Origin of the sequence: Nocardia sp. CNY236, assembly GCF_000482385.1 — a bacterium.
Classification (GTDB): Bacteria; Actinomycetota; Actinomycetes; order Mycobacteriales; family Mycobacteriaceae; genus Nocardia.
In genome coordinates this window covers 276,744-299,946 of sequence record NZ_AXVD01000001.1, presented here as the reverse complement: position 1 = coordinate 299,946, position 23,203 = coordinate 276,744, and the positions used below count along the sequence as shown (strand labels likewise).

The 23,203-nt window shown below is 65.4% G+C and carries 18 protein-coding genes and 1 pseudogene; 7 read left to right on the top strand and 12 right to left on the bottom strand.

Annotated elements, in window-relative coordinates; all coding sequences use genetic code 11:
* Window positions 1-34: 34 nt before the first annotated feature.
* The 4 genes and pseudogenes from K940_RS0101355 to K940_RS0101335 all read right to left on the bottom strand — a co-directional run bounded on the left by K940_RS0101355 (window position 35) and on the right by K940_RS0101335 (window position 2,468).
* Window positions 35-268, bottom strand: coding sequence for a hypothetical protein (locus K940_RS0101355; RefSeq protein WP_028476038.1), 234 nt, complete (start codon window positions 266-268; stop codon window positions 35-37).
* A gap of 405 nt (window positions 269-673) precedes the next feature.
* Window positions 674-823: pseudogene (locus K940_RS33410) on the bottom strand (transposase); the annotation flags it as partial.
* A 359-nt stretch (window positions 824-1,182) separates the two neighbouring features.
* Window positions 1,183-1,572 (bottom strand): DUF397 domain-containing protein, encoded by a 390-nt coding sequence (locus tag K940_RS26555; RefSeq protein WP_036527070.1) that lies wholly within the window; start codon window positions 1,570-1,572, stop codon window positions 1,183-1,185.
* A complete protein-coding gene (locus K940_RS0101335) occupies window positions 1,569-2,468 on the bottom strand; it encodes a helix-turn-helix transcriptional regulator (RefSeq protein WP_036527202.1) in 900 nt (299 codons plus the stop codon). Before K940_RS0101335 ends, K940_RS26555 begins: the two co-directional genes overlap by 4 nt.
* A 231-nt stretch (window positions 2,469-2,699) precedes the next feature.
* Between K940_RS0101335 and K940_RS26550 the strand changes: the two genes are divergently transcribed.
* The 6 genes from K940_RS26550 to K940_RS32795 all read left to right on the top strand — a co-directional run bounded on the left by K940_RS26550 (window position 2,700) and on the right by K940_RS32795 (window position 5,015).
* On the top strand, window positions 2,700-3,140 hold the full coding sequence (locus tag K940_RS26550; protein ID WP_051406772.1) for a hypothetical protein: 441 nt from the start codon (window positions 2,700-2,702) through the stop codon (window positions 3,138-3,140).
* A gap of 144 nt (window positions 3,141-3,284) precedes the next feature.
* Window positions 3,285-3,491: a hypothetical protein gene (locus tag K940_RS0101320; protein WP_028476036.1), complete on the top strand. Its 207-nt coding sequence runs from the start codon at window positions 3,285-3,287 to the stop codon at window positions 3,489-3,491.
* Window positions 3,488-3,751, top strand: coding sequence for a hypothetical protein (locus K940_RS0101315; RefSeq protein WP_028476035.1), 264 nt, complete (start codon window positions 3,488-3,490; stop codon window positions 3,749-3,751). Before K940_RS0101320 ends, K940_RS0101315 begins: the two co-directional genes overlap by 4 nt.
* Complete coding sequence (locus tag K940_RS26545; protein WP_036527067.1) at window positions 3,741-4,070, top strand: hypothetical protein; 330 nt, start codon at window positions 3,741-3,743, stop codon at window positions 4,068-4,070. Before K940_RS0101315 ends, K940_RS26545 begins: the two co-directional genes overlap by 11 nt.
* 44 nt (window positions 4,071-4,114) lie before the next feature.
* Window positions 4,115-4,552, top strand: coding sequence for an NUDIX domain-containing protein (locus K940_RS26540; protein ID WP_051406771.1), 438 nt, complete (start codon window positions 4,115-4,117; stop codon window positions 4,550-4,552).
* A 304-nt stretch (window positions 4,553-4,856) separates the two neighbouring features.
* Window positions 4,857-5,015, top strand: a complete 159-nt coding sequence (locus K940_RS32795) for a hypothetical protein (RefSeq protein ID WP_196812066.1) — start codon at window positions 4,857-4,859, stop codon at window positions 5,013-5,015.
* A 133-nt stretch (window positions 5,016-5,148) separates the two neighbouring features.
* On the opposite strand, the gene K940_RS0101295 is transcribed toward K940_RS32795, so the two are convergent.
* Window positions 5,149-8,514, bottom strand: coding sequence for an arabinosyltransferase domain-containing protein (locus tag K940_RS0101295; protein ID WP_028476034.1), 3,366 nt, complete (start codon window positions 8,512-8,514; stop codon window positions 5,149-5,151).
* Between the two features lie 195 nt (window positions 8,515-8,709).
* Here K940_RS0101295 and K940_RS0101290 point away from each other — a divergent pair, with 195 nt between their 5' ends.
* Window positions 8,710-9,207: a peptidylprolyl isomerase gene (locus K940_RS0101290; RefSeq protein WP_028476033.1), complete on the top strand. Its 498-nt coding sequence runs from the start codon at window positions 8,710-8,712 to the stop codon at window positions 9,205-9,207.
* A gap of 79 nt (window positions 9,208-9,286) precedes the next feature.
* Here K940_RS0101290 and K940_RS0101285 read toward each other — a convergent pair whose 3' ends face one another.
* From K940_RS0101285 to K940_RS0101255, 7 genes are all read right to left on the bottom strand, one after another.
* Window positions 9,287-10,831, bottom strand: a complete 1,545-nt coding sequence (locus K940_RS0101285; RefSeq protein WP_028476032.1) for an acyl-CoA carboxylase subunit beta — start codon at window positions 10,829-10,831, stop codon at window positions 9,287-9,289.
* Window positions 10,828-16,206, bottom strand: a complete 5,379-nt coding sequence (gene pks13, locus K940_RS0101280) for a polyketide synthase Pks13 (RefSeq protein WP_081706079.1) — start codon at window positions 16,204-16,206, stop codon at window positions 10,828-10,830. The genes K940_RS0101285 and pks13 overlap by 4 nt, the downstream gene beginning before the upstream one ends.
* 121 nt (window positions 16,207-16,327) lie before the next feature.
* On the bottom strand, window positions 16,328-18,244 hold the full coding sequence (gene fadD32, locus K940_RS0101275) for a long-chain-fatty-acid--AMP ligase FadD32 (protein WP_028476030.1): 1,917 nt from the start codon (window positions 18,242-18,244) through the stop codon (window positions 16,328-16,330).
* Window positions 18,245-18,431: 187 nt separating this feature from the next.
* The gene (locus tag K940_RS0101270) at window positions 18,432-19,451 is read right to left on the bottom strand and encodes an LLM class F420-dependent oxidoreductase (RefSeq protein ID WP_051406795.1); all 1,020 of its coding nucleotides are present in this window, start codon (window positions 19,449-19,451) and stop codon (window positions 18,432-18,434) included.
* Window positions 19,452-19,641: 190 nt separating this feature from the next.
* Window positions 19,642-20,622 carry a cutinase family protein gene (locus K940_RS0101265; RefSeq protein ID WP_036527063.1) on the bottom strand — a complete coding sequence of 327 codons (981 nt, stop codon included), beginning with the start codon at window positions 20,620-20,622 and terminating at the stop codon, window positions 19,642-19,644.
* Window positions 20,623-20,624: 2 nt separating this feature from the next.
* Window positions 20,625-21,149 (bottom strand): DUF732 domain-containing protein, encoded by a 525-nt coding sequence (locus tag K940_RS0101260; protein WP_028476027.1) that lies wholly within the window; start codon window positions 21,147-21,149, stop codon window positions 20,625-20,627.
* A 145-nt stretch (window positions 21,150-21,294) separates the two neighbouring features.
* On the bottom strand, window positions 21,295-23,091 hold the full coding sequence (locus K940_RS0101255; RefSeq protein WP_036527061.1) for an alpha/beta hydrolase-fold protein: 1,797 nt from the start codon (window positions 23,089-23,091) through the stop codon (window positions 21,295-21,297).
* Window positions 23,092-23,203 lie beyond the last annotated feature (112 nt).

The following is a 23,203-nucleotide window of genomic DNA, read 5'->3' as shown; positions in this document are numbered from 1 at the left end:
TCGAAGGTACCTGTCGCGGGCAAGATCGACGACCCTAGAGTGCTCGATTCTCTCCGATCGGCACGCCCTCCTGAAAATAGACGACAATGCAGTGATCGGTAGACTGCACGTCTCCGGCCCGGGCACCTGGCTCGACGAAGATGGATGTCAACATGTCGAAGACTCCCTGCTCTTGTTCTCGGTAGAATTCAACAGCAGGGAACCAGTCGCCAATATCATGGTGTTCCATGACATATGGATGACCCACGACTTCGCCGGTCGTCCCCATGAGGCTATTCATAGAAATAACGCGCCGAGATTGGCTCATTTATTTCCGACCTGAACACCCCTAATGGGTGAAGAAGGTGAACCCACGGAGCCGACACAATTCGGCACTCCACTCGAATTCGGCATCGAGCCTCCGCTAGATGATGATGTCCCGGCAGATGTAACCGAATTTCTTTCCGAATTCAGGCAAACCGGCGAACTGCAGTAGCGCTCGAGGCGAAGGATTCTGAGCCTCGACTGCCGTGTCGACCTGGAAATTGGTGAGGCTCCTGGTAGATGAGTTGATCGACCGAGATAACTTATCTACCAGAGGCTTCCATGTTGTTCAACCGCGCCGCGCTGCCGTTGTCACGCCCGACTCTCACCTACGTGGCCGGAATCATCCGTCACCATTGCCGGCGGATCACCCGAACGAGGCGGGCAGATGCCGCCACCCGCAACCAGTGCTCACCACGAACACCGCCCGCTCGTCCACCGGCACGGTCCCACCACCCTGTGGTCTGGGTTCGAACTCCTGTCGCAGTGGCTTCACGATGTCCCACAACGCATCCGGCACAATCTTCGAGCAAGCCTGTCGACCACGGATCGCACTATGCCCGACAACGAATTACACCCACGTAAGATGCCCTCTATGCCCGTGGGGCGGATTTCGACATCAACAGTTTCACCCGGATCCGGATGCCGCCAGTGGACGGTATTGCAGCGCCTTCGATCTCGCAAGGCCGAGGCAGGTGCGAGCGTCGATGAACTCGCTTCCGAGTAGGTGACGGCGGGGCATCGGCAGAGGATTCGGTACCGCGTGACGCCATCCTGCACATGCTCGCCCTGCGCCGTGCGGCCCGAACGATTTTGCTGTTCAACGAGGTTCTCGGGCCCGGCTGATGCCGGGCCCGAGGTAGGCCTGAGCCCCTGCAATCAGACTGGCAGGGGGCTGGGGGTGGGGGTGGGTTCGAATTCGCCGCGGAGAACACCATCGATGAACGCGTCCCACTCGCGGGCAGTGTAGGCGAGAACCACGCCATCAGCTGCGTGAAGGCGAGTGGTTCCGTCGGCGGAGTGCACGATGAGCGGGAGCCGCTGATCCTTGTCCCCACCATTGGCGTCGGCTGCTACGCGGTTGAGGAACGCGGGCCACAACGACACCGGGATCGTGATCGTCGGTGCGGCGGCCGGGTCGTTCGCCGGGTCGCGAATGTATTTGCTGTCGCGGACCAGCACCCCGTCTTCGGTGAACCTGAGTTCAACGCAGTCACCCCCGTTGTTGCTTGCGGTGGCCTTGCGCCACTGGGTGGCAGAGCTGGTCATTTCTCGAGTCCTTTCAGTGCTTCTTCGATGACTTCTCGCGAGGTCGCGACGCTGAGCGCTTTCTTCTTCAGGTCGCGCCACACCAATTCGTAGGCAGCGACCTCATCCGGCTTGTTCAGATACATTGCGCCGGTCAGTGTCTCGACATAGGCGAGCGGCGGCTCCAAAGGCTCGCCGTGTGGACCGGCCGGGAAGCCCAGCAGGTTGAAGGCGCTGGCAGCCATCCCGCCGTGGAAGCCTGCGGAATACGGCAGAATCCGTACGGTGATGCCCGGCCGCCCTGCCATCGCCAACAGATGTCGAAGCTGCTCGGCCCTCACCTCGGCATCGCCGACCGGTCGGCGTATGACGGCCTCGTTGAGGATGAAGTCGAGTTTGGGTGCGTGGGGTCGGGCGAGTAGGTTCTGCCGTTCCATTCTGACCTCGACGCGCCGGCGGATCTCGCCAGTATCGAGATAGCCGCTCGGTGTAGAGGCACTGATCTCGGCGTATCGCTCGGTTTGCAACAAGCCGGGCACGAGCTCGGACTCGTACTTTCGAATCGAGGCGGCGGAGTCCTCGAGTAGCACGTACAGGCTGAACCATTCCGGGAGGCCGCTTTCGGTGTAGTCGTGCCACCAGCCCTTCTTGTTCCCGTTGCGGGTCTCTGCGGTGAGTGCGAGCAGCAACACGCGGTCCTCGGTGCTTGCTCTATAGGTGTCGAGCATCGTGACCACGTCGCTCTCTCGGAACCTGACGGCGGGATCGCCGTCCTCCATCCGGACGATCGTGGTGCGACCGCGTTGGAAGCGGTCGGCGGCCTGCTGTTGTGACAACCCGGCCTTGGTGCGCAGATCCGCGAATCGCCTACCGATGTGACGGCGAATCAAGGCGCTGCCGACAGTCTCCAAGGACACGCCTACCTCCCGTTTCGGGTCGAGGAGTTGTACCACCCAATTAAACGTCGAGCACCAGTCAATAAGCAAGACACTGTTCCGAGTGGGTCTGGATGGATATCTCCAATGCTACTCAGTACAAAGTTTTTTGGGTCAATCTCATTTGTTCTATTGTCAATCGGTATGAGCCTGTAGAACACTGTCGATGTGGCCGGGGGCACCGAATCCCCGCAGGTATGCAGAGGTGGGGCGATGACTTCAGGACTGGAGCTTCACGATCCCGCGATGGGACGGTGTCTGCGTTACCGCGCGACGCTGGGGCTGCCGGTGGTGGTGATGCCAGCACTGGGCCGGATCATCCTCTACTCAGGTCCGGTCGGCGGTCTCGTTGTGCCAGCACGTGTTGCGGGGCTGGTGCAGGCGGTGTTGACGGCACATGGACGACCGGGGCCGGTGATCGCGCATCCACGATCGGGGAGTTGCACGATCCTGACCGGTCCGGCCGATGGCTATGAGTACGTGGTCGCCGACGTCCTGCTGCGATTGAACGCTGGTGCCGCATCGGACTGGATTGTGCTGCCTTCGCCGACCGATGAACGGTCGGGATACAGGCGGTGGAACATGGATCCACACAATGGCTTTCATCTGGAGATGCGCGAAGTATTCGCCATCCCGTTGGAGTTAGCGGCGTGATAGCTCAGATGGGCCAGGACGAAGGCACCCGCTCCGTCGCTCAGATCCGCGAGTTCGCGCCCAAAAGGGGCTACGAGATCACCCGGCGAGGCCGAAACACGTTGGTGAGCAATGCCGCCGACTTCAGTCAGTTAGAGGCTCCGAATGAATAAGCCACAGCACCGAACTCCCGGCGCGTACGCCGCCGAATACGGCTTTCCGACGGACCCGTTCGAGCTGCCTCCAGCCGATGTGATGGCCCGGGTTGTAGAGGGCCTGCAGGGGTTGAATTCCGAACCGTCCCAGCGTCGGACCGGGAACAGCGAAGGCGACCGACCACACGATCCGCGGCACGAAGAGGTGGGGAAATGATCGAGTATCGCACCGAGTGCGACGGATGGACGGCCGTGTGGCGGTGGGACAACGCCCGCATCCGCATCATGCGCGTCGCCACCACGGCACCGGGTCCACCATTGATAGCGATCGATACCCCCACCGCCGCACCGGACTTGGTGACATCACGGGAACGATTCCCGAAACTCGACCGCCTGTGGGACGCGGTGCGCCGCGACTACTGGCGTCACGTCTGTGTCCCCCCACGACGATCAGGACGTCCGCGCGATGAGCACTGAACTCCACGATCTGTGGCGACACCAGTACAACGACTGCGCCCTCGAGACCGCACCAACCTCTCTCGAGCAGGCCCGATTCGTCCTCGGCATCCACCGCGGACACGGCGGCGAGTGCCTGCAGGCACTCACCGCTTCTACCTACATCCGCAGCGCGAGACACACACAGATGTCGCTGCGCGACCCCATCGGCCACCTACACAACATCGACGGTTCCTGGTCGATCCTCGGCGCCGACGGATGGTGCTACGACGGTGAGGAATACGCCGACCTACTCGAGGAACAGGCCATCGATCGTGCTCACGACATTCTCGAGCAGTGAAGTCGATGCCCGAGGACCAACCAACCACTACAAGGAGCAACTGAATGGCGATCACGGCCGAGGGTTCGAACATCATCATCCGCAACTCCGACAACCAGATTCTGCTGTTCCTGCGCGACGACAAGCCCGATATCCCATGTCCCGGAATGTGGGCACTGCTGGGCGGTTACCGCGAACCCGGCGAAACGCCGAAAGAAGGTGTGATCCGCGAAATCGAGGAGGAGATCGGGGTGGTGCTGGACCCGGCCGAGGTCGAGCACCATGTGACGCGGGAGCGTCGCTGGGGCCTGCTCGAGCACACCTTCCGCACCTGCCTCGACCTCGATCTGAGCGGGATCGTTCTGACGAGGGTCAACAGTTGCGCTGGTTCAGCGAGGCCGAGGTGGCTGCGACTGTTCTCGGATTCGAGGAAAACGAAATGCTGGCCAGCTACTTCACCCAGATCCGAAACGAGCAACAGCCGGCCAACTGAGATGAGCTGACCTGGTCGGCGGACCTGTAACCCGCTAGCTTCACGGCATTGGGTGTCGACCGTCAGGCGATTGGCCCTGGCTCACTTTCGGTGAAGGCGCGGCCGGGCCGGCCACTGATTTGGCCGCGGTACAGCGGGTTCGATAGATCGGCTGATCGTGGATTTTCGGCCCTCACTCCGACACCGCTGGCCGTGGCGCTCCCAACGCACCGGCCGACTCCAACGAAACCGGTTGTACGGTATGGAAAAGGCACTCTCACCTGTGCGGATATAATTTTCGGACGAATCGGGCTGCGACCTCTAATGTGATTCACATGACGACCGCATTCGATCAAATGGAACTCAGCGACCTTGTCGGACTCCTCAACGAAGAGGAACAGCGAGAGTTGCGCCCCGCGGTGCTTCGCGTGCTCGACCGACTCCCCTCGCAAGAGGTGCTGCGCCGCGAACTCGGTGTTCGTCTGCGGTCCTGAACCTCGTTCGCGCCGCCGGACGAACGGTCCAACCGCCGCGCCGGGTATCGCCCCGCGCGGCGGCGCTGTGTTCGAGTCGGCCGCGCCGTGTTCGAGTCGGCCGCGTCGTGTTCGAGTCGGCCGCGACCGTGCCTCAGAACACTCGCAACATTCCCGGGGACCACAGGCCCGAGCGAGTAGCCGTGCCGGTCTCCAGTTCGGCCGGGACCGCGGTGCGGTCGTACTGGTCGTAACGCTCCAACGAACCCCAGTCGCGTGCCCAGTCGTCCTTCAAGTAGCTGGGCACTGTGGTCGAGGCCGCCAACATCTGTGCGAAGCCCAGCGGCCCGCCGAATTCCTGGGCCTGCCACGTGTTGGTCGAGCTGACCGCGAGTGGACGATCCGGCAGGATCCGGTAGCCGGGCGCCTCGGCCACGCCGTTGCGATGGTCGAACGGGCGCTGGCAAGGGAACTGCAGCCCGACCGCCCAGTCCAGCAGGATCGGCTGCTCGGATCCCAGGAAGCTGTTGAGCGACTGCAGTTTCGGCATACGCGGCGGAGTGAACGCCAGCCACTGGTCACCGATCAGGATCGGGTCCTTGGCGACGACGCGTACCGCATCGGCGTCGGGAGCGATCTCATCCAGCGGCACCCGCAGATTGCGCCATGACGGGAACGGGCCGATGTCCCGGGGCAAGTAGGTCCCCAGCGTCTGCACCCGACCATCGGGCATGCGCTTGCCATAGTCCACCGTCAGCGACTGGCCGTAGGTCATTGCGCCAGTGTCGTCGAACGACAGAATGCGACCCGCTGCCGAAAGCACCACCAGCGGCCGGTCCTGCGAACGAGGGGACAACTGATACCAACTCGAGGTGATCTCCGCCGGCTGCTGCATGCCGTCCTGGTAGCTGCCGAGCACCGGGGTGGTCGCCGGGTCCAAACCGAACGGCAGCGCGACAGTGCTGCCATTGACCCCGCGCGCGCCCTGTCCGCCGCCGGTGCCCGCACTCTGCCCTTCGGCGAACGCGGCGCCGACCGATTGGGTGGAGGTATTGCCGGTGCCCGGTTTCACCACCACGGTGTCGGCGGACAAGTCGTCGGGCACGCCGTTCGGGTCGAAACCGACCGGGTCGACCCCGGCCAACGGGTCCGCCGGATCGGTCGGTGGATTCGCCGGATCGATGATCGGCTGCAGCCGGCCCTCGTTCGGGTCCGGTTCCACCAACACGTCGCTGGCCAGCCCACAGGTGTCACCGCCGAGTGCTGCGACGTTCGAGCGAGCCAACGAATACGCGGGATACTGCGAAACCGCGCCCTTCACCAGCGACAGCACCTCGAGCGCGACCATCAGCGCGGCGATCACGGTCAGCGGAATCGCCGCGAACCGGCGAATCCGTCTACCGCGCGGCGACTTCGCCGACGGCTGCGGCGCGGTGTAGTCCTCACGTAGCGCGTACCACGCGACCAGTGCGAGCGCCACACCGAACAACAGGAGCATCAGGGTGTTGGACTGGTAGCCCTGCAGCGAGATGCGCTTGTCGAACCACGGCACACCATAGCTGGACACATACCAGTAGCCATTGATGCCGGAGAATGTGATCGCGAGCACGAACAGCAGACCCGCCAGGAAGATCGCCCGATTCTTGCGGGCCCGCAACGCGCTCGCCGACACCGCGACGGCGGTGACCGCCGCCAGCGAACCCGCGATACCGGCGTAGGCGCCGAAATGGTGGGTCCACTTGGTCGGGTTGAACATCATGAAAAAGATGGTTCCGAACACCACCCCCATCAGCCGCCATGTCGGCCCGCTGGCGATGCCCGGGACCCGCCGGCGGCGCAACAGCACCAACATGGTGGTGAACAGGCACAGCAACATCACCAGGAAGGCGAAGCGCCGCGACAGCGACCCGTCGACGGTTTCCACGAACAGGTAGTAGTAACGCAGGTAGTCCTCGTACCAGCTCAGGTTCGGACCGGTGAGCTGACGCACCCGATTGGCTTCCTGGATGCCCGCGAAGGTCTGGTCGCTGTAGACCACTGTCAGCACGAGGAAGCCGGCCGCGGCGAACGGCGCGAGCAGCGGCAAGGTCGAACTCCACCGCCCGAGACCCCGCGCGGCGAATTCCCGGTGCTTGCGCACCACGATCCGCACCAATGGCCGGATACCGGCGAGCAACGCCGCGATGCACATCAAGCCGGTCGGGGCAGCGGCCAAGGTGAATGCGGCCACCACGACCGCAACCGCGGCAGGCAGCAGGCGGCCGGTCGCGATCGCGCGCTCGATCGACACCCAGGTCAACAGCGCGCCCAACGCCACGATCGGTTCCGAGCGCAGACCATTGTCGAACGGCAGCCAGAACGCCAGGAACACCAGACCACCGGTCCACAGCGCCACCTTGCTGGTACGCACGCCACGACCGAGCCGCGGCACGACCTCGCGACTGATCACCATCCAACACAACACCGCGCAGGCCAGGGCGGGCAGTCGCACCCACGGGCTGGCCGTGGAGATCTCCGCGAACACCTGGATCACCTGGTAGTACCAGCCGAACGGCGCTTCGGGCACGCCGTACCAGCGGAAATAGTTCGCCATGTAGCCCGCGTGCGGCGCCGCCCGCACCATGCTGAGGATGTAACCGTCGTCCGAGGTGTTGGCCCCCGCGAAGTGCCACACCACCAGGGTGCCGACCACGGCGCCATCGGCCCAGGTCGGCTTCAGCCACTTCGCCGGTAGGAACCTGCGGTGCCCGCGCCCGTCACTGGTGTCCAGTCGGGCCAACGCAGCCAGGGCGGACAGCGTGCACAATGCCGCCGCGATCATCGCGACCAGTTTGATCACGGAAGGGGTGGAGGAGAAGCGGGTGTCCACGGTGGCGCGGACACTCAGTCCCGCGGGCGCAGCGCCTTGCAGGTCGGAGAACACCCCGACGATCTGCGGGCGCAAGTCGCCGTCCAGTTGCCCCTGCACCGGCAGAGCGACCGTTTCGGTGTCACCCGGCGCCCCACCCGGGACTTGGCGCTGCACTCGCGTCGTAAGCCCCTCGAACACCGCCGAGGTGCGGTTGCTGTCCGAGGCAATGGTCAACGTGGTGCACTCGTTCATTCGGTCCCGGTCGGCCGAGACCACCACCGCATTGCGGTCGACGACATCCACCGAGTCCTGCGACACCCGCACGAACATGGCTTCCAGTGCGGCCCGGTCGCCCTGTGGCGGAGCGGTCGCCAGCAGCATGCCGCCCGACTCGGGCAGCTGCGCAATGGCGGCGCACGGAATCGTGGCGTTCAGGTCGATCGGGACTTGGGACATCAATGGCGCCTGCACGTTGCCCAGCGTCCCGTTCTGTGGCCAGCTCAGCACCGCGGTTGTCTGGGTGACCGGCAGGAACGGCGTCGCCAAGGCCAGCACTGCACCGGCCAGCCCCACGACCAGCGCGAGCAGTCGGGCGGTACGGAAATCGTGCCGGGCCACCGCCGGGGCGGTAGCAGGCTTGGTCAAAACAGCGGTGGCGACGTCGGGCACGATTGGCAATGGTATCTCCCCGTATGCCCGCACGAGCGCAGCGCGGGCCGAAGAGATTCGCGCCCCTCACAATGTTCGGAGCCGACGGGCGCAATGGTGTGTCGCGACGCGAAGAAAGACATCGAGAATCCGCCGCACCGAGGTAACCGACCCCGCGCTGCCGAGGGTTGCCGGCCACGATGGAAAGGTAGGGGTATGACCAAGGTGAATATCTCGACGAACCACGGCCCGATCGTCTTGGAGTTGGACGAACACAAGGCGCCGGCCACCGTGCGTAATTTCGTGGACTATGTGAACGCCGGCCACTACGACGGAACGATCTTCCACCGCGTCATTCCCGGCTTCATGATTCAAGGTGGCGGCTTCGAGCGGGGCATGCGCCAGAAAGGCACCAAAGACCCGATTCGGAACGAGGCCGACAATGGGCTGAAGAACGCCAAGTACACCGTCGCGATGGCGCGCACCAACGACCCGCACTCGGCGACCGCGCAGTTCTTCATCAATATCGCCGACAACGACTTCCTCAACCATTCCGCGCCGACCGCCGCCGGGTGGGGTTACACCGTCTTCGGCGCGGTGACCGAGGGCGCCGAGGTAGTGGACACGATCGCCGCCGTCGCCACCGCGTCGGCGGGGATGCATCAGGACGTGCCGGTCGACGACGTCGTCATCGAATCCGCCAGCATCGGTTGATCGTTCGCGTCGTGCGAGACGAATCGGGCCGCGCCCCTTGGGGTACGGCCCGACTCGAATTCCGTGTGGCCGACCGTCGTCACAACGGCAGCAGATGATGCTTGCGCGGATTGCGGGGAAGAGACTTGTCCCGCAACAGGTGTAGCGCTCGACGCAACTCCAGCCGGGTCGCCGACGGCTCGATGACCGCATCGATGTATCCGCGCTCGGCGGCCACCCACGGCGTCGCCATGGTGGCGTTGTAGAAGTCGACCATCTGCTGGCGGATGGCCGCGCGTTGCTCCTCCGGAGCGGACTCGATTTGTCTGCCCCCCATCAAACTGACCGCGCTCTCGGCGCCCATCACCGCGATCCGTGCGGTGGGCCACGCCAAATTGACATCCGCACCGAGTTGCTTGGACCCCATGACGGCGTAGCCACCGCCATACGCCTTGCGGATCACCACGGTCACCTTCGGCACCGTGGCCTCGACGAACGAGAACAGAAACCGGCCACCCCGCTTGATCACGCCGATCTTCTCCTGGTCCACTCCGGGCAGAAACCCGGGCGTGTCGACGACGAACACCAAGGGAAGGTCGAATGCGTCGCACAAGCGCACGAAATGGGCCGCTTTGTCCGACGAGCGCGCATCCAGCGCACCCGCGTACACCATCGGTTGATTGGCGACCACGCCGATGCTACGCCCGTCGACCCGGGCGAAACCGGTGATGACATTGCGGCCCGCGGACGCACCGAATTCGTGGAACGCGCCGTCGTCGAAGATGCGCACCAGGATGTCGTGCATGTCGTAGCCGGCATTGTCGGAATCCGGGACGACCGAGTTCAGTTCCAGGTCGCTGTCGGTGGTCTCCGGCTCCAACCCCGGATTCACGATCGGCGGTGTTTCCTGGCAGCTGGTCGGCAGATAGCTCAGGTACTCGCGCACCCACTGGAATGCGGCGGCCTCGTCCGGGGCGACGTGATGAATGTTGCCGTACTCGGCTTGGCTGCGCGCCCCACCGAGTTCCTCGAGGCTGACATCCTCGCCGGTGACCTCACGAATCACTTTCGGACCGGTGACGAACATGTACGCTTCGTCGGTCGCGACCACCACATCGGTGTTGATCGGGGCATAGACGGCGCCGCCCGCGCACTTGCCGAGAATCATCGAAATCTGTGGGACCAAGCCCGACAGCGGCTCCTGACGCCGACCCAGCTCCGCATACCAGGCCAACGAGGTCACCGCCTCCTGCACGCGAGCCCCACCGGAGTCGTTGATGCCGACCACAGGGCAACCGACCTTGGCCGCGTATTCCAGGATGCCGGCCACCTTTCGACCGAACATCTCCCCTACCGAACCGCCGTACACGGTTTGATCGTGAGAGAAGACCGCCACCGGTCTCCCGTCCACCGCGCCGTACCCGGTGACGACGCCGTCGCCGTAGAGCGCGGCGGGGTCGCTCGGATTGCGTACCAGTGCGCCGACCTCCACGAACGTGCCCGGATCGAGCAGCATATCGATCCGATCGCGCGCACTGGGGATCCCCTTTTTCGCCCGCTTGGCCCCCCCCGCTGCCCCCGCCGGCTCGTGCGCCGCGTGCAACCGCGCGCGCAGGTCGGCGAGTTTCTCAGCAGTAGTGCTCACTTGCTCCCTTTCGCCTCGATCGCGGCGAGCTTCGCGGTCAGGTCGGCCCCGATCGTGCCGATGCGTGGTTCATCGATGATCTGCAGATGATCGCCGGGGATGTGCACGATTTCCAGATTCGGTAGGTAGTCGTCCCAGCCACCATTCGGTAGTCGTTCTCCGAACCGGGGCTCCAATTCGATCGCGCCGTCGTGGTAGCGATCGGCGAGGTAGAGCACCACATCACCGTCATAGCGGGTCGGCTGGACCCGCTGGAGTGCGCGGCTCTCGATCCAGGAAGTGCGCTGGTGTTCCAGGACGCCGCCAGGGATCTTCGCGCCGCTCATCTTTGCGAGTTCGCCGATCTTCGCGATCTGCTCGTCATCCGATGCCGCGGCCAGTTCCCGCACCTGCTCGGGCGGAAGATCGCCCTGCACGTTGTAGGTCCGCTTCGCGAATTCCTGATACCGCTCGATACGCCGGATCCGCTCCTCGGCGCTGTTGTCCTCGGGCTTGCTCGGGATCGCCAGGTCGATCAGGCCGAGCACACGCACATCTGCGCCGTCGGCGCGCAGGAGCTGCGCACAGGCCATGGCCAGTACGGCACCCAGCGACCAGCCATAGAGCACGAACGGCCCATCGCCCCCGAGCTTGCGTAGCTCCGGCACGTACTGGCGCGCACGCTCGGCGATATCTCCGTCGACCCGCTCGAAACCGTACATCGGCGTACCGTCGGGCAGCCGCTTCAGCAACGGCTCGTACACCAGGGTGTTGCTTCCTGCGGGGTGGAAGACGAACACCGGCACGACGTCGGAGCCCTCCGCCCGCGGCGACAGAGTACGGACGAATCCATCGACATCGCCACTGCTGTCCTGCAGCGTGCGCACGATGTCGGCGAGCTGCTCGATGGTCTCGCAATCGAGCACGTCGTCGATGGTGACCTCGGCCTTGATCCGCTCGGTCAGGCGCGTGGCGAGCTTCTGCGCGGTGTCCTCGTCGAGGATCGGCAGCGTATTGAAGATGCCCTTGGCCGACTGTCCGGTGACCATGGCCCATGCGGCATAGGTCAGCCGCTCGGGCGCGTCGCGTGGCGGGACATCGTCCTCGGCACTCGAGGTTTCCCCTCCAACGAGGTTCACGGCGTGCTCTGCGACCTGGGTCACGTCGGGAGTCGGTTGCGCCGCAGCGGCATCCGGCGCCGTATCGGGCAAGGTCGTGCCGACATCAGCCGTGGCGGCTGGGGTTGCTGCCTCAGAGGTCGCACCGGACACCGCGGCGCCCGGATCGTCGCCGGCAGCGAGCGCGGCCCGCGCCGCGGTCATGAAGTCCGCGTCGACGGTCAACTCACCCGATCCGCCCGCGGCTTTGTCGGCGGCCTGCTTGTCGGCCATCGCCTGCACGTCGTCGCGGTGCTCCACGGCGTAGCGCAGCACCTTGCCGACCTCGTGCAAGCTCGCATCCCGCACGGCCTGGATTTGCAGTTGCGGGATGTCGAACTCGTACTCCACCCGGTTCTTGATCCGCATGGCCATCAGCGAATCCAGACCGAGCTCCATCAGCGGGATCTCCATCGGGAGGTCCTCGACGGCATACCCCATCGACTCCGCAACGATCACCCCGAGCCGCTCTTCCACGGTTTGTCTGCCATCCGGATCCCAACGCGCCCCGAAGGTCTCCACGACCTCGATGCCGGCGTCGGTGTCGGACTCCTGCGCGACCGGAGTCGCCGCAGCCGCGACGGGTTGCGGCAAGGGGGCTCCGGAGGCCACCACGGCATCGAACACCAGCCGGAAGTCGCTTCCCTCCTTGGCGTGAACCTGCACCGAGGCGCCGCCCGGGTGCGGAGTCAGCGTGGTGGTGAGCGTGCCCAGGGTCGCAAGTGCACCGTGCGGGATCGATGCGCCCACCGTGACGTCACTGAGCACCTGCGATGCAGCCGAGTGCACCAGGGCCGCGAGATCGGTGACCGCCGATGCCTGCACCTCCCAGACATGCCGACCATCCGGAAGCGCGACGTATGCGCCGGGAACCCGGTTGTTTCCGCTGGCGGAGATGCTCACCTTCGGCCAGTACTGCTTGCGCAGGAACGTGGTGCGTGGGATGTCGGCGTAATCGCCCCCGGTCAGTAGCGAGGGCAGATCCACCGCGTGCCCGTGCACGTAGAGCTGGGCGAGTGCGGCGATCACGCCCGCGGACTCGTCCTCCTTGCGCTTGAGCGTCGCAATGAGCTGCGCGTCGGGCACTCCCGCAGCGAAGGTGGTGCCCAGAACCTGCATCAGGGCCACGGAATTGGGCGCCAACTCCAGGAACGTGGTGTGTCCTGCGTTCACCGCGAGTCGCACCGCTTGGGTGAAGTACACGCTGTGGCGCATATTGGTGACCCAGTAGTCCACGTCGTGGATCGGGTCGTCACCAGCGCCGAAGAACTCGTCCTTGCGCACCGAGGAATACACCCCGGTCTTCGGCCGCCTCGGCTCGATGCCGGCCAGTTCCGCGGCCAACTCCCCGAGCAGCGGATCCATCTGCGAGGTATGGCCCGCGCCGCGGGTAGGCAGCACGCGAGCGAATTTGCCTGCGGCCTCGACCTGCGCGACGATCGCCGTGACCTGCTCCTGCGGGCCGCCGATCACGGTGTTCGTCGGCGCCGCGTAGACACCTACCTCGACGTCCGGATAGTCCGACAGCAAGGACTCGATCTCCGCGGCGCTGTACTCGACCAGCGCCATATTGCGCACATCGTCGTCGCTGATCATCTGTTCGCCCTCGCCCATCAAGCGCGAACGAGCGCAGATCACGCGAACCGCGTCTTCGAGCGCGAGACCGCCGGCGATATATGCGCCCGCGACCTCACCCATCGAATGGCCGACCACGGCGTCGGGCCGCGCGCCGTGCGCGCGCAGCAGCGCTGCCAAGCCGATCTGGATGGTGAAGATCCCGACCTGGGATGTGCCCACGTCGTAGTCCTGGCTGTCGTCGAGGAACATCGCGCGCACCGAATACCCGGCCTCGTCCTGCACCAGCTCATCGACCTGGTCGACGGCCCGAGCGAAGATCGAGTTCTCCAGGTAGAGCTGCTTCGCCATCTTGCGGTGCTGAGCGCCGAAGCCGGAGAGCACCCATACCGGCCCCATGGCGGCGGGCGCGTCGGCAGTGAACACACCCGGTCCTGGCTTGCCTGCCGCGACGGCGCGCAACCCGGCGATCGCCTCCGCATGCGTCGTGGCCACGACAGCGGCGCGCGAGCGCCAATGGCTGCGCTTGGCCAACGACCGCGCCACATCGGCGAGCGGCGTGTGCGCGCCCGCGTCGGACTCCAGCCAGTCGGCCAGCTCCGCCGCAGCGCGACGGCGGCGCGAGGGAAGGTAGCCCGATACCGGCAAGACCATCGGCAGCGGCTCGGCCCGCTCCGCAGTCCATTCGGCGACGGGCACGGCGGTCTCGGCGCCGGACACCGCATTCTCGTCGCCGGAAGCAACGTTCTGCTGCTCGTCGTCGCCCGCTACCGCGGCGTCTTCCGGAATGCTCTGCGTCGCGGCGGCCTCGTCCGGGGCGGCTGCGGGCTCGGCGGGCACCTGCGTCGACGCGTCGGAAGGCACGTACTCCTGAATGACGACGTGCGCATTGGTCCCACCGAAACCGAAGCCGGAAACGCCGACGGTGGCCGTGCCGCTGTAGCGCGGGAACTCGGTCGGCTCGTCGACGACCTTCAGCCGCGCCTCATCGAACGGGATGAACGGATTCGGGCCGGCGTAGTTGATGTTCGGCGGAATGACATTGTGCTGCAATGCCATGATCACCTTGGCCAGGCTGGCGGCGCCGGCGCCGGATTCGATGTGGCCGAAATTGGTTTTCGCCGAGCCGAGCAGCGCGGGACGGTCGGTGTCGCGACCGCGACCGACCACTCGTGCGAGCGCATCGGCTTCGATCGGATCACCGAGCAGGGTGCCGGTGCCGTGCGCCTCGATGTAGTCCACCGTGGTGGGTAGGACGCCCGCGTCGCGGTAGGCGCGGCGCAAGACGTCGGCCTGGGCGTCCGGGTTGGGGGCGAGCAGACCGTTGGAACGACCGTCGTTGTTGACCGCGGAGCCTTTGACGACGGCGAGGATGCGGTCGCCGTCGCGCTCGGCGTCGGAGAGCCGCTTGAGCACCACCAAACCGGCGCCGTCGGAGCGCGCGATGCCGTCGGCATCGGAGGAGAACGCCTTGATTCGACCATTGCCCGCGAGCGTCCCCGCCGAATCGAAGCCGAGTGTGGCCATCGGGGCGAGCAGCATGTTCACCCCGCCGGCCAGAGCAAGATCGGCGTCACCGTCACGCAGCGCGCGCACTGCTTGGTGCACTGCGACGAGCGTGGACGAACACGCGGTGTCCACGGCGACCGACGGACCGCGGAAATCGTAGAAATACGACACACGGTTGGAGATGATCCCGGTGGAGGAGCCGGTGATGCCGTACGCCTTCGCGGTCGCGGGCGCCCCTTCGTTGTCGGCGGTCAGTCCGAGTGCCGACAGCAGCATGAAATCACTGGTCGAGCTGCCGATGAAGACGCCGACCGGCGTGCCCCTGAGCTCGCTCGCCGGAATCCTGGCGTGTTCGAGCGCCTCCCAGGTCAGCTCCATCATCAGGCGCTGCTGGGGATCGACCCGTTCCACCTCGAGCGGAGACATCGCGAAGAACTCCGCATCGAAGCCTTTCACCACGTCCTCGTCGAGGTAGCCGCCGAGAGTATTGCCTTCGGCGATGGCCTTGGCCGCCACCGGGTCCGTGGCGAACTCGGCCCACCTGCCCTCGGGCAGCTCGCGGATCGCGTCACCGCGTCCGATGAGGAACTCCCAGGTCGACTCCGGGGTCGTCCCGGCGCCGGGCAGCCGGGTCGACAGCCCGACGATGGCGATGTCGTGCGCCTCGCCCGGGATGGGCCCCGAGGTGTAGAAAGCGTCGTCGACCGACTCCATGGGCGCATCCGGCTCGCCGTTGATGATCCGCTCGGCAAGCGAGGCGATCGTCGGATGCTGGTAGACGACCGTGGCCGTCAGCAACACACCGGTCAGCTCCTCGATATCGCCCGACAGCGCGATGGCATCGCGCGAGGCGAGTCCGAACTCCTCGATCGGCCGGTCCACCGTGATCTGCTCGACCGCTTGCCCGGTCGCATCCGCGATCCAGCTGCGCAGCCACTCACGCAGCTGAGCTACCGACATGTCGGTGTGCGCATCGGCTTCGGAGTCGGTGGCGGTCGCCGAGAGCTCGCCCGGAGCTTCAGGGGATCCAGCCGGAGCTTCAGGGGATCCAGCCGGAGCTTCAGGGGATCCAGCCGCATGCTCGGCGGCCACTGGGGCCGCCGAGGCGGGCTGAGATTCGGTCGTCTGGGTGGGCGTGCCCTCGTTGTCAGCCATCAATTCCTCAAGCTACCTGTCTGCGTAACCGGGCGTACCGTGAATCGACGCTCGGCATGGGAAGTCGGCGCCGAGCGCCGATGGTCGGGTCCGAGGCCACCCTTGTCGCATACTCGCGTGGCTACTCAGAGGGTGCATCGGGAAACGCCTGCTGGGTGTAACCACCCCGCAACGTTCCCTCCAGATACGCCGTCCGGCAGGCGCGCCGCGCGATCTTGCCACTGGAGGTACGCGGAATCGAGCCCGCGGGCACCAGCAGGACATCGCGCACGGTCACGCCATGGCGCTGCGAGATCGCCGCACGCACCGCGTCGGCGATCGGCTGTGGGTCGGCCTTGCCCGCGCCCGGACCACGCTCACCCACGATGACCAGTTGTTCGGAGGAATCGTCGACGTCGAACTTCAGGCCGGAATGGCTGTCGCTTTCGAACACCTCGGCCGGAAGCTGATTGGCCGGCACCGAGAATGCAGCGACGAAACCGGGTCGCAGCGCCGTGCTCGCCTCTTGTGCGGAGTACTCCAGGTCCTGTGGGTAATGGTTGCGGCCGTCGACGATCACCAGATCCTTCACTCGGCCGGTGACGTAGAGCTCGCCTTCGAAATACACGCCGTAGTCGCCGGTGCGCATCCAGTTCGCGTCCGGCGAGACGCCCTCGGCGTGGCTACCCTCCAGGAGCCGGTGGGTCACTTTGTTGTGGAATGTCACCGCAGTCTCGTCGGGACGACCCCAGTAGCCGATCCCCATGTTTCCGCCGTGTAGCCAGATCTCGCCGACCCGACCGTCGGACACCTCGCGACCGCCGCCCTCGGAATCGACCGATTCCGGGTCGATGATGGTCGCCCACTGCGAAAGAGCGACATAGCCGCAGGACACCTGCGCGATCGCGCCCTCTTGACTGGGCTCGACCTTGACCATCCGTCCTGCGTTGAGCTCCGCTCGGTCCACGTAGGTGACCTTGGCCTCGTCCTCGGCCTTGGTCGCGGAGACGAACAAAGTCGCCTCGGCCATGCCGTAACACGGCTTGATGGCCGTCTTGGGCAGGCCGTAGGGTGCGAACGCCTTGTTGAACTTCTTCATCGACGAGGTGGTGACCGGCTCACTACCGTTGATCAGTCCGATCACGTTCGACAGGTCGAGCGACTCGCCGTTTCGCGGAAGACCACGCGCCGCGGCGTGCTCGAACGCAAAGTTCGGCGCCGCAGCGAAGGTACCCGCGCTGTCGGAGATCGCAGCCAACTCCTTGATCCACCGATAGGGACGGCGCACGAACGCGCTCGGCGACATGATCGTGATGTATTTGCCGCCCACCGCGGGAAGGATGACCGTCAGCAGACCCATGTCGTGGAACAGCGGCAGCCAGGTGACGCCGCGCGAATTCCAGTCCAGTCCGATCGCGTCCACCATCTGCAACAGATTGGTGGCCACTGCGCGGTGGGTGATCTCGACTCCGGCCGGGACTCGGGTGGAACCCGAGGTGTACTGCAGGTAGGCGATGTCGTCGATCGCAATATCCGGCCGCACCCAGTTCTCCCCGACACTGTCGGGAATCGCGTCCACTGCGATGATGCGCGGACGCGCCGCGGCCGGTAGCGCGCGGAAGAACTGCCGAACACCGGCCGCGGAGGAACTCGCAGTCAAGATGGCAGCGGGCTCACAGTCGCCGAGCACCGCGTGCAGGCGATCGGTGTGCCCGGGCTCGTCCGGATCGAACAGCGGCACCGAGATGGTGCCGGCATAGATGGCGGCGAAGAAGGAGACCACGTAGTCCAAGCCCTGTGGCGCCAAGATCGCCACCCGGTCGCCTGGATTGGTCACCTGCTGCAGCCGAGCGGCCACCGCGCGCAGCCGATAGCCGAACTCGCGCCACGTCAACTCCAGCGCCTCGCCATCGCGCTCCCGGGAGTAGTCGATGTAGCGGTACGCGAGGGTGTTCGCGTCGTTTCGGGTGTGCTTCTCGACGTGATCAACCAGGGTGAGATCCTCGGGAACTCGAATGTTCCCGGTTTCGTCCAGGTAGTCGTCGAAAATCTGTTCCATTCCTTCTCCTCCGAGGCGCACACGGCATGCGGTGAAATCGCCACCGGTATCCGTGAAACCCCGACTCGCTTTCGCCCGCGGGTGCTTCGAGTGCTTGCGCCAGCCTCCAGATTCTGTGCAGTCTGCGCGGTGACCGCCTATCGGCTAGATGTACCCGAAGCAGGGTTATGTTACAAAGGAGCCCGACTCACTCGTCCCGCAGCAGGCTTATAACGGGCGCGAACGCGTCCATCTGGGTAGGGAATACTCCCACGTAGGACATCGAGGTGAGTTGCCGCACACGCTGCATATGCTCAGCGATCTCCTCGAATGTGCCGATCGCCACATAGGGCGAATTCAAGATGTCCTCGACGGACAGTTGCACGTCGACCTCGAGGTTGGGGTGCAACCCCCGCTCCAATGCCGACAGCGCCATCTCTGCCGTCTTTTCACGATCATCGGTGATCACGACGGCGATGACGGCCCAGTTCAGTTCGATGTCGGCGAACCGATCACCTGCGGCCTCCTTTATCAGATGCACCTTTTCGATGGCCTTCTCCATAGTGATACCCGAGAGCAGGCCCTTGCCGTCCTTGGTGGTCACCGGAACAACGGAGATGATATCGGCGTGCTTGGCGGCCAGGCGCAACATCTTCGGGCCGCCGCCGCCGGTGCAGATCGGCGGACGGGGACCCTGCCGTGGCCGCGGCGTCCCTTTGACCCCACGCACCTGGTAGTGCTTGCCCTCGAATGTGCACTCGCGTCCCCGGAGCAACACGTCGAGGATGGTCAGCGCCTCGTCCAACTTCTCCAAACGCACGCCGGGTGACTCGTAGGCAATCCCCGCATTCTCGAATTCGTCCTTGATCCACCCGGCACCGAGACCGACCTCGAGTCGACCCCTCGACAACACATCGATGGTTGCCAGGTCCTTGGCCAACACCACCGGATGTCGGAAGCCGTTCGCGAGCACGGAGGTCCCGAGCCGGATCTTCTCCGTGGCCTGGGTCAGTGCTCCGAGCGCGGCAATCGGCCCGATCTGCTCGCCCAGGTGGTCGGGCACGACGAACGTGTCGAAGCCGTACTCCTCGGCCTGCTGGGCGGTCTGAACGAACTTGCGCGCACCACCTTCCTGCTTGTTTCCCTCGCCGGCCGCCGCGAAACGGAACGGACGCAGCGGAGTACCCAGCGCGGTCGATGCGGCATTCGCATCGACGCCGGCCGTCATGGCCGGTGCGGCGGCTTCTGTCATGAACTCATGCTCCTGGCTGTCGGAAAATGCGCGCGACGCCTGCCCGAGATTCGTGCCGAAGCGTTGCCCGGTATCGCGATCACCAGCGCACTTTACAGCGTCCCGACCAACGCGAGTTCCACTTGTCACACCTACCCGCACGGGGTGTCTCATGACCTGCGCATTTTCACGAATGCGCTGGACTGGGCGCTGCTTCGATCATGGCACCGACGCGATCGACAGTCCATTGCGTGGCGGTGACCCCGCCGTCGTCGACGACGAAACCGGCATACAGGCTGTGCACCGGATTGCCGACCGAGCGGACCAGGGTGCTGAGACTGCTGATGATGTTCCACGGCCGCAGCGCCTCGCGCGGCGCGTCGCAGATCAGGTCACCCGCCGCGCAGATGGTATAGGTACGGTCGGCCAACGCGCCGAAGCCTTCGGGACGGGGGCCGGTCATGGTGATGCCGGGCACATTCAATCCGCGCAACGCGACTTCAGCGCCCACGCCAGGTGCAGGGGCGCCGATCTCGATCGCCTGACCAGGACCCGCCTCGCCGGTACGTCGGCCATCGGCGAGCAGCATCACACCGAGCACGCGATCGGCCGGCACCGGCCCCTGGTCGGCGCCGATCTGCGCGGCGACGTCGCCGGCGATCACCGCGCCTTGGGAGAACCCTGCGAGCACGTAGGAGGTCAGCGGGCAGTACTCGTGGCGGTCGACCATGAAGTCGACCATGCGCTGGGTGCCCTCGGACCTGCTGTCGTTGTAGGACTGCTGGCCATCCGGTGGTATCGCGATCGGATTGGAGAACTGCGCAACGTACGGGACGGTGTACACCTGCGCCCGATCACCAGGAAAGCGCTGCACAATCGGCTCGGATATCGCGAGCATCAGCGACGCAGGGTTGGCGGTCGGGTTGTACGGATCGTCGTCGCTGGCGGACTCCCACGTGCCGGGCACAGAGATCACCTGCACGTCCGGGCAACTCGCGGGCTGGCTGGTCGGTGGTTCCGGCGGTTTCGGCCCTGGAACCGGCGGGCGCAACTGTCCGGCGAGCAGATACCACAGCACCAGGGCGACGAGGAGGATCAGCACCACGACAGCGAGCGCGATCAGCCGCCCCGCGGGTCCGGACCGGCGGGACGGCGAACGCGGACGCATCGTCACTCGCAGTACGTCGAGCGTGCGGTCGATATGTAGATCTGTCCGGCCTCCTCGACCGTTATCCGATCCGGGTCGAAGGTCGAGCCTACGCCGGCCATGGCGTTCACATACGTGGCCAGGACGTCGTCGGAATCATTCGCTGCGGTGGCTTCACAGACGTAGCGGCCGATATCCAGTGATATGTCCGGAAGCGAGGTGTCGATGCCCTGCTCGGCCAACGCATCGAGGAAACGGGCGTCTTTCCCGGCCGGATTCGCAGAGCCCTCTGGGGGGATGGCCTCGGTGGGTACCGCTTGCGGACGCTCCGATTGCACAGTGGTCGTCGGCTGTTCGGGCGCCGGTTGCTCGGGCGCGGGCTGCCCAGTGTCGATGGGCGCGGACTCGGCGGACGATGTCGCGGTCGCGGCGACGCTCGACGTCGATGTGCTGGCGTCGGTCGATTCGTCGTCGCCACACGCGCCGAGCAGACCGGTCGCGGCGATCACCGCGACCACGCCGAGTACCTTTCCACTGGTCCGATACATCAATTCTGGTCCTGATCTGTCGTGAGGGGGTCGGGTCGCCCACCAGGCTAGCGGGGTCCACGGCACGCTGCCGCGATGCCGAGGGTTCATCGCCTCCGGCGTCGACTACGCCTCGGTGCTCTCGTCGATGGCGGATCGGCCGGCCTCACGTGCGGTGAACTTCCGGTTTGCCATCCCGTATCTCGATGAATCCCGCTTCGAAGGTCTGCCGCACGCCTCCGGGAACAGGAAACTCGTCGCTGACCGGAAATCCGAGGTCACCGTTTTCGTATCCGGTCTCGCGCCAGGCATCCAGTATCGGACCGTTGCGCACCGCCCAGGCTCCCGATGCCGGGCTCCAGTAGATCGCGCCACCCTCGAATCCGCTGAACCGACCGAGATCGCGCACCGACTGCTCGTCGGTGACCGGAAATCCGAGAAAACTCTCCTCGTACCCCAGCTGGCCATATTTATCGCGGATCAGCCCCTGCACCCGGTGCGCACCAGGGCCGGGACTGAAGTAGAACAGGGCGTGTTCGAAGGGCTGTACCACGCCGTGCCCGTTCGGGGTGGCGCCTTCTGGTCCGACCGGATAACCCGCGACTCCATGCTCGAACCCTTGCGCACTCCACTCGTCGAAAATCGCGCCGTGGACCGCCTGAGCACCGGTCTGCGGTGTCCAGTACAGCGCGCCATGCCGAAAGCGCTGAAACCGGCCGCGATCGTCCGGGAGTACACCTTCGACGTCTGTCGGCAGCCCGAGCGCTCCAGCCGGTCCGGAAGCCGCCTGATACCCCGCGCCGATCGCACCGCCCACCGGATACTCGCCGCTGTCGGGCGTGCGGAACACCCGCCCACCCCTGAAATCCTGGGCCATCCCGTCCGCCGCCGGATACTCGTTGGTGAGGCATTCGCCGAGCCAGTCGTTCAGCGCCGCTACCGCCGCGATCGGGTCACTGGTCGCACACTCGGGCACGGTCGGGTCGACCCCCAGCGCGGCGCCGGCGTGATTCCACGATTGGCGCATTTCGAAATCCCAGTAGGGCCAGGAATGGGTTCCGGAGGGGCGATAGTTCACCCGTGCCGGGATGGCCAGTTCGGCCAGTTTGGTCACGAAGTTCTGCGAGGTGAGCCGAGACAGGATCTCCAGGCCCATGCCGGCGATATTGGTGCTCATTCCAGGGACACCGGCAGCTTGGTCGAACGGACCGGTGGCGCCGCTGCCGCTGGAGACATAGAGGCTGACCCCGCGCAGCTGGTCGGCCAGCAGGTACGGGTCGTGGGCTGCCCATTCCGGAGAGGTCGGTGGCCCCCACATGGCGGCGGAGTCGAAACCGCCCACGTCACGCACGGCGAAATCGATGGCTTGTGGCATGCCCAATGTGGTCGTGGTGAGAAAGCCCGAATACGAGCCCGCGTACCGGGCGAATCCCGGATTCCGGGCGGTAAGGAACATTGCGGCGGTGCCACCCATCGACAGCCCTTGCACCCCCCGCACAGGTGTCGCCCGCCATCGACTCTCCAGCAGCGGAGGCAGCTCGTCGGTGAGGAAGGTCTCCCACTTGTAGTTGTGGCCGTTGTTCGGCTCCAACCAGTCGGCGTAGAAGCTGGACATCCCCCCAATCGGAAGCACCACGGTGAGATTCTTGTCGGCGAAGAAGTCGACCGCGCCGGCCTGCTTGGTCCACCCGTTCTCGTCGTCGTCGGCGCGCAGCCCGTCGAGCATGAACAGGACGGGAAACCGCGCCTCGGGCCGAGCGTTCCAGTCCTTGGCCAACAGCAGCTGAACCTGGATCGGCCTACCCATGGCCGGTGAGTGCACCCACAGCGCAACCCGACGATCACTCAGCCACACCACGCGCTCCATGGTCGGCGCGGCCACCACCGCCTCGGGTTGCGCCGCGGCAGGAATCTCCTCGGCCGGGTTCGCCGCCACCGCAATCACCGTGGCCAGGGCGAGCACTGCGAGGCGCCTTCCACTCCAGCTACCACGTGTGATCCCGGGCACAGAAGTTTTCTACTCCAGTCCCCTCGGTTTTCCGACAGGACACGCGCTGGCCAGCAAACCAATTCGA

Bases quoted from the DNA above. Each gene is read 5' to 3' on its own strand.
- K940_RS0101355 (WP_028476038.1), bottom strand. From the start codon at position 268: ATGGGGACGACCGGCGAAGTCGTGGGTCATCCATATGTCATGGAACAC.
- K940_RS26555 (WP_036527070.1), bottom strand. From the start codon at position 1,572: ATGACCAGCTCTGCCACCCAGTGGCGCAAGGCCACCGCAAGCAACAAC.
- K940_RS26550 (WP_051406772.1), top strand. From the start codon at position 2,700: ATGACTTCAGGACTGGAGCTTCACGATCCCGCGATGGGACGGTGTCTG.
- K940_RS0101320 (WP_028476036.1), top strand. From the start codon at position 3,285: ATGAATAAGCCACAGCACCGAACTCCCGGCGCGTACGCCGCCGAATAC.
- K940_RS0101315 (WP_028476035.1), top strand. From the start codon at position 3,488: ATGATCGAGTATCGCACCGAGTGCGACGGATGGACGGCCGTGTGGCGG.
- K940_RS26545 (WP_036527067.1), top strand. From the start codon at position 3,741: ATGAGCACTGAACTCCACGATCTGTGGCGACACCAGTACAACGACTGC.
- K940_RS26540 (WP_051406771.1), top strand. From the start codon at position 4,115: ATGGCGATCACGGCCGAGGGTTCGAACATCATCATCCGCAACTCCGAC.
- K940_RS32795 (WP_196812066.1), top strand. From the start codon at position 4,857: ATGACGACCGCATTCGATCAAATGGAACTCAGCGACCTTGTCGGACTC.
- K940_RS0101290 (WP_028476033.1), top strand. From the start codon at position 8,710: ATGACCAAGGTGAATATCTCGACGAACCACGGCCCGATCGTCTTGGAG.
- pks13 (WP_081706079.1), bottom strand. From the start codon at position 16,206: ATGGCTGACAACGAGGGCACGCCCACCCAGACGACCGAATCTCAGCCC.
- fadD32 (WP_028476030.1), bottom strand. From the start codon at position 18,244: ATGGAACAGATTTTCGACGACTACCTGGACGAAACCGGGAACATTCGA.
- K940_RS0101270 (WP_051406795.1), bottom strand. From the start codon at position 19,451: ATGACGGCCGGCGTCGATGCGAATGCCGCATCGACCGCGCTGGGTACT.
- K940_RS0101265 (WP_036527063.1), bottom strand. From the start codon at position 20,622: ATGCGTCCGCGTTCGCCGTCCCGCCGGTCCGGACCCGCGGGGCGGCTG.
- K940_RS0101260 (WP_028476027.1), bottom strand. From the start codon at position 21,149: ATGTATCGGACCAGTGGAAAGGTACTCGGCGTGGTCGCGGTGATCGCC.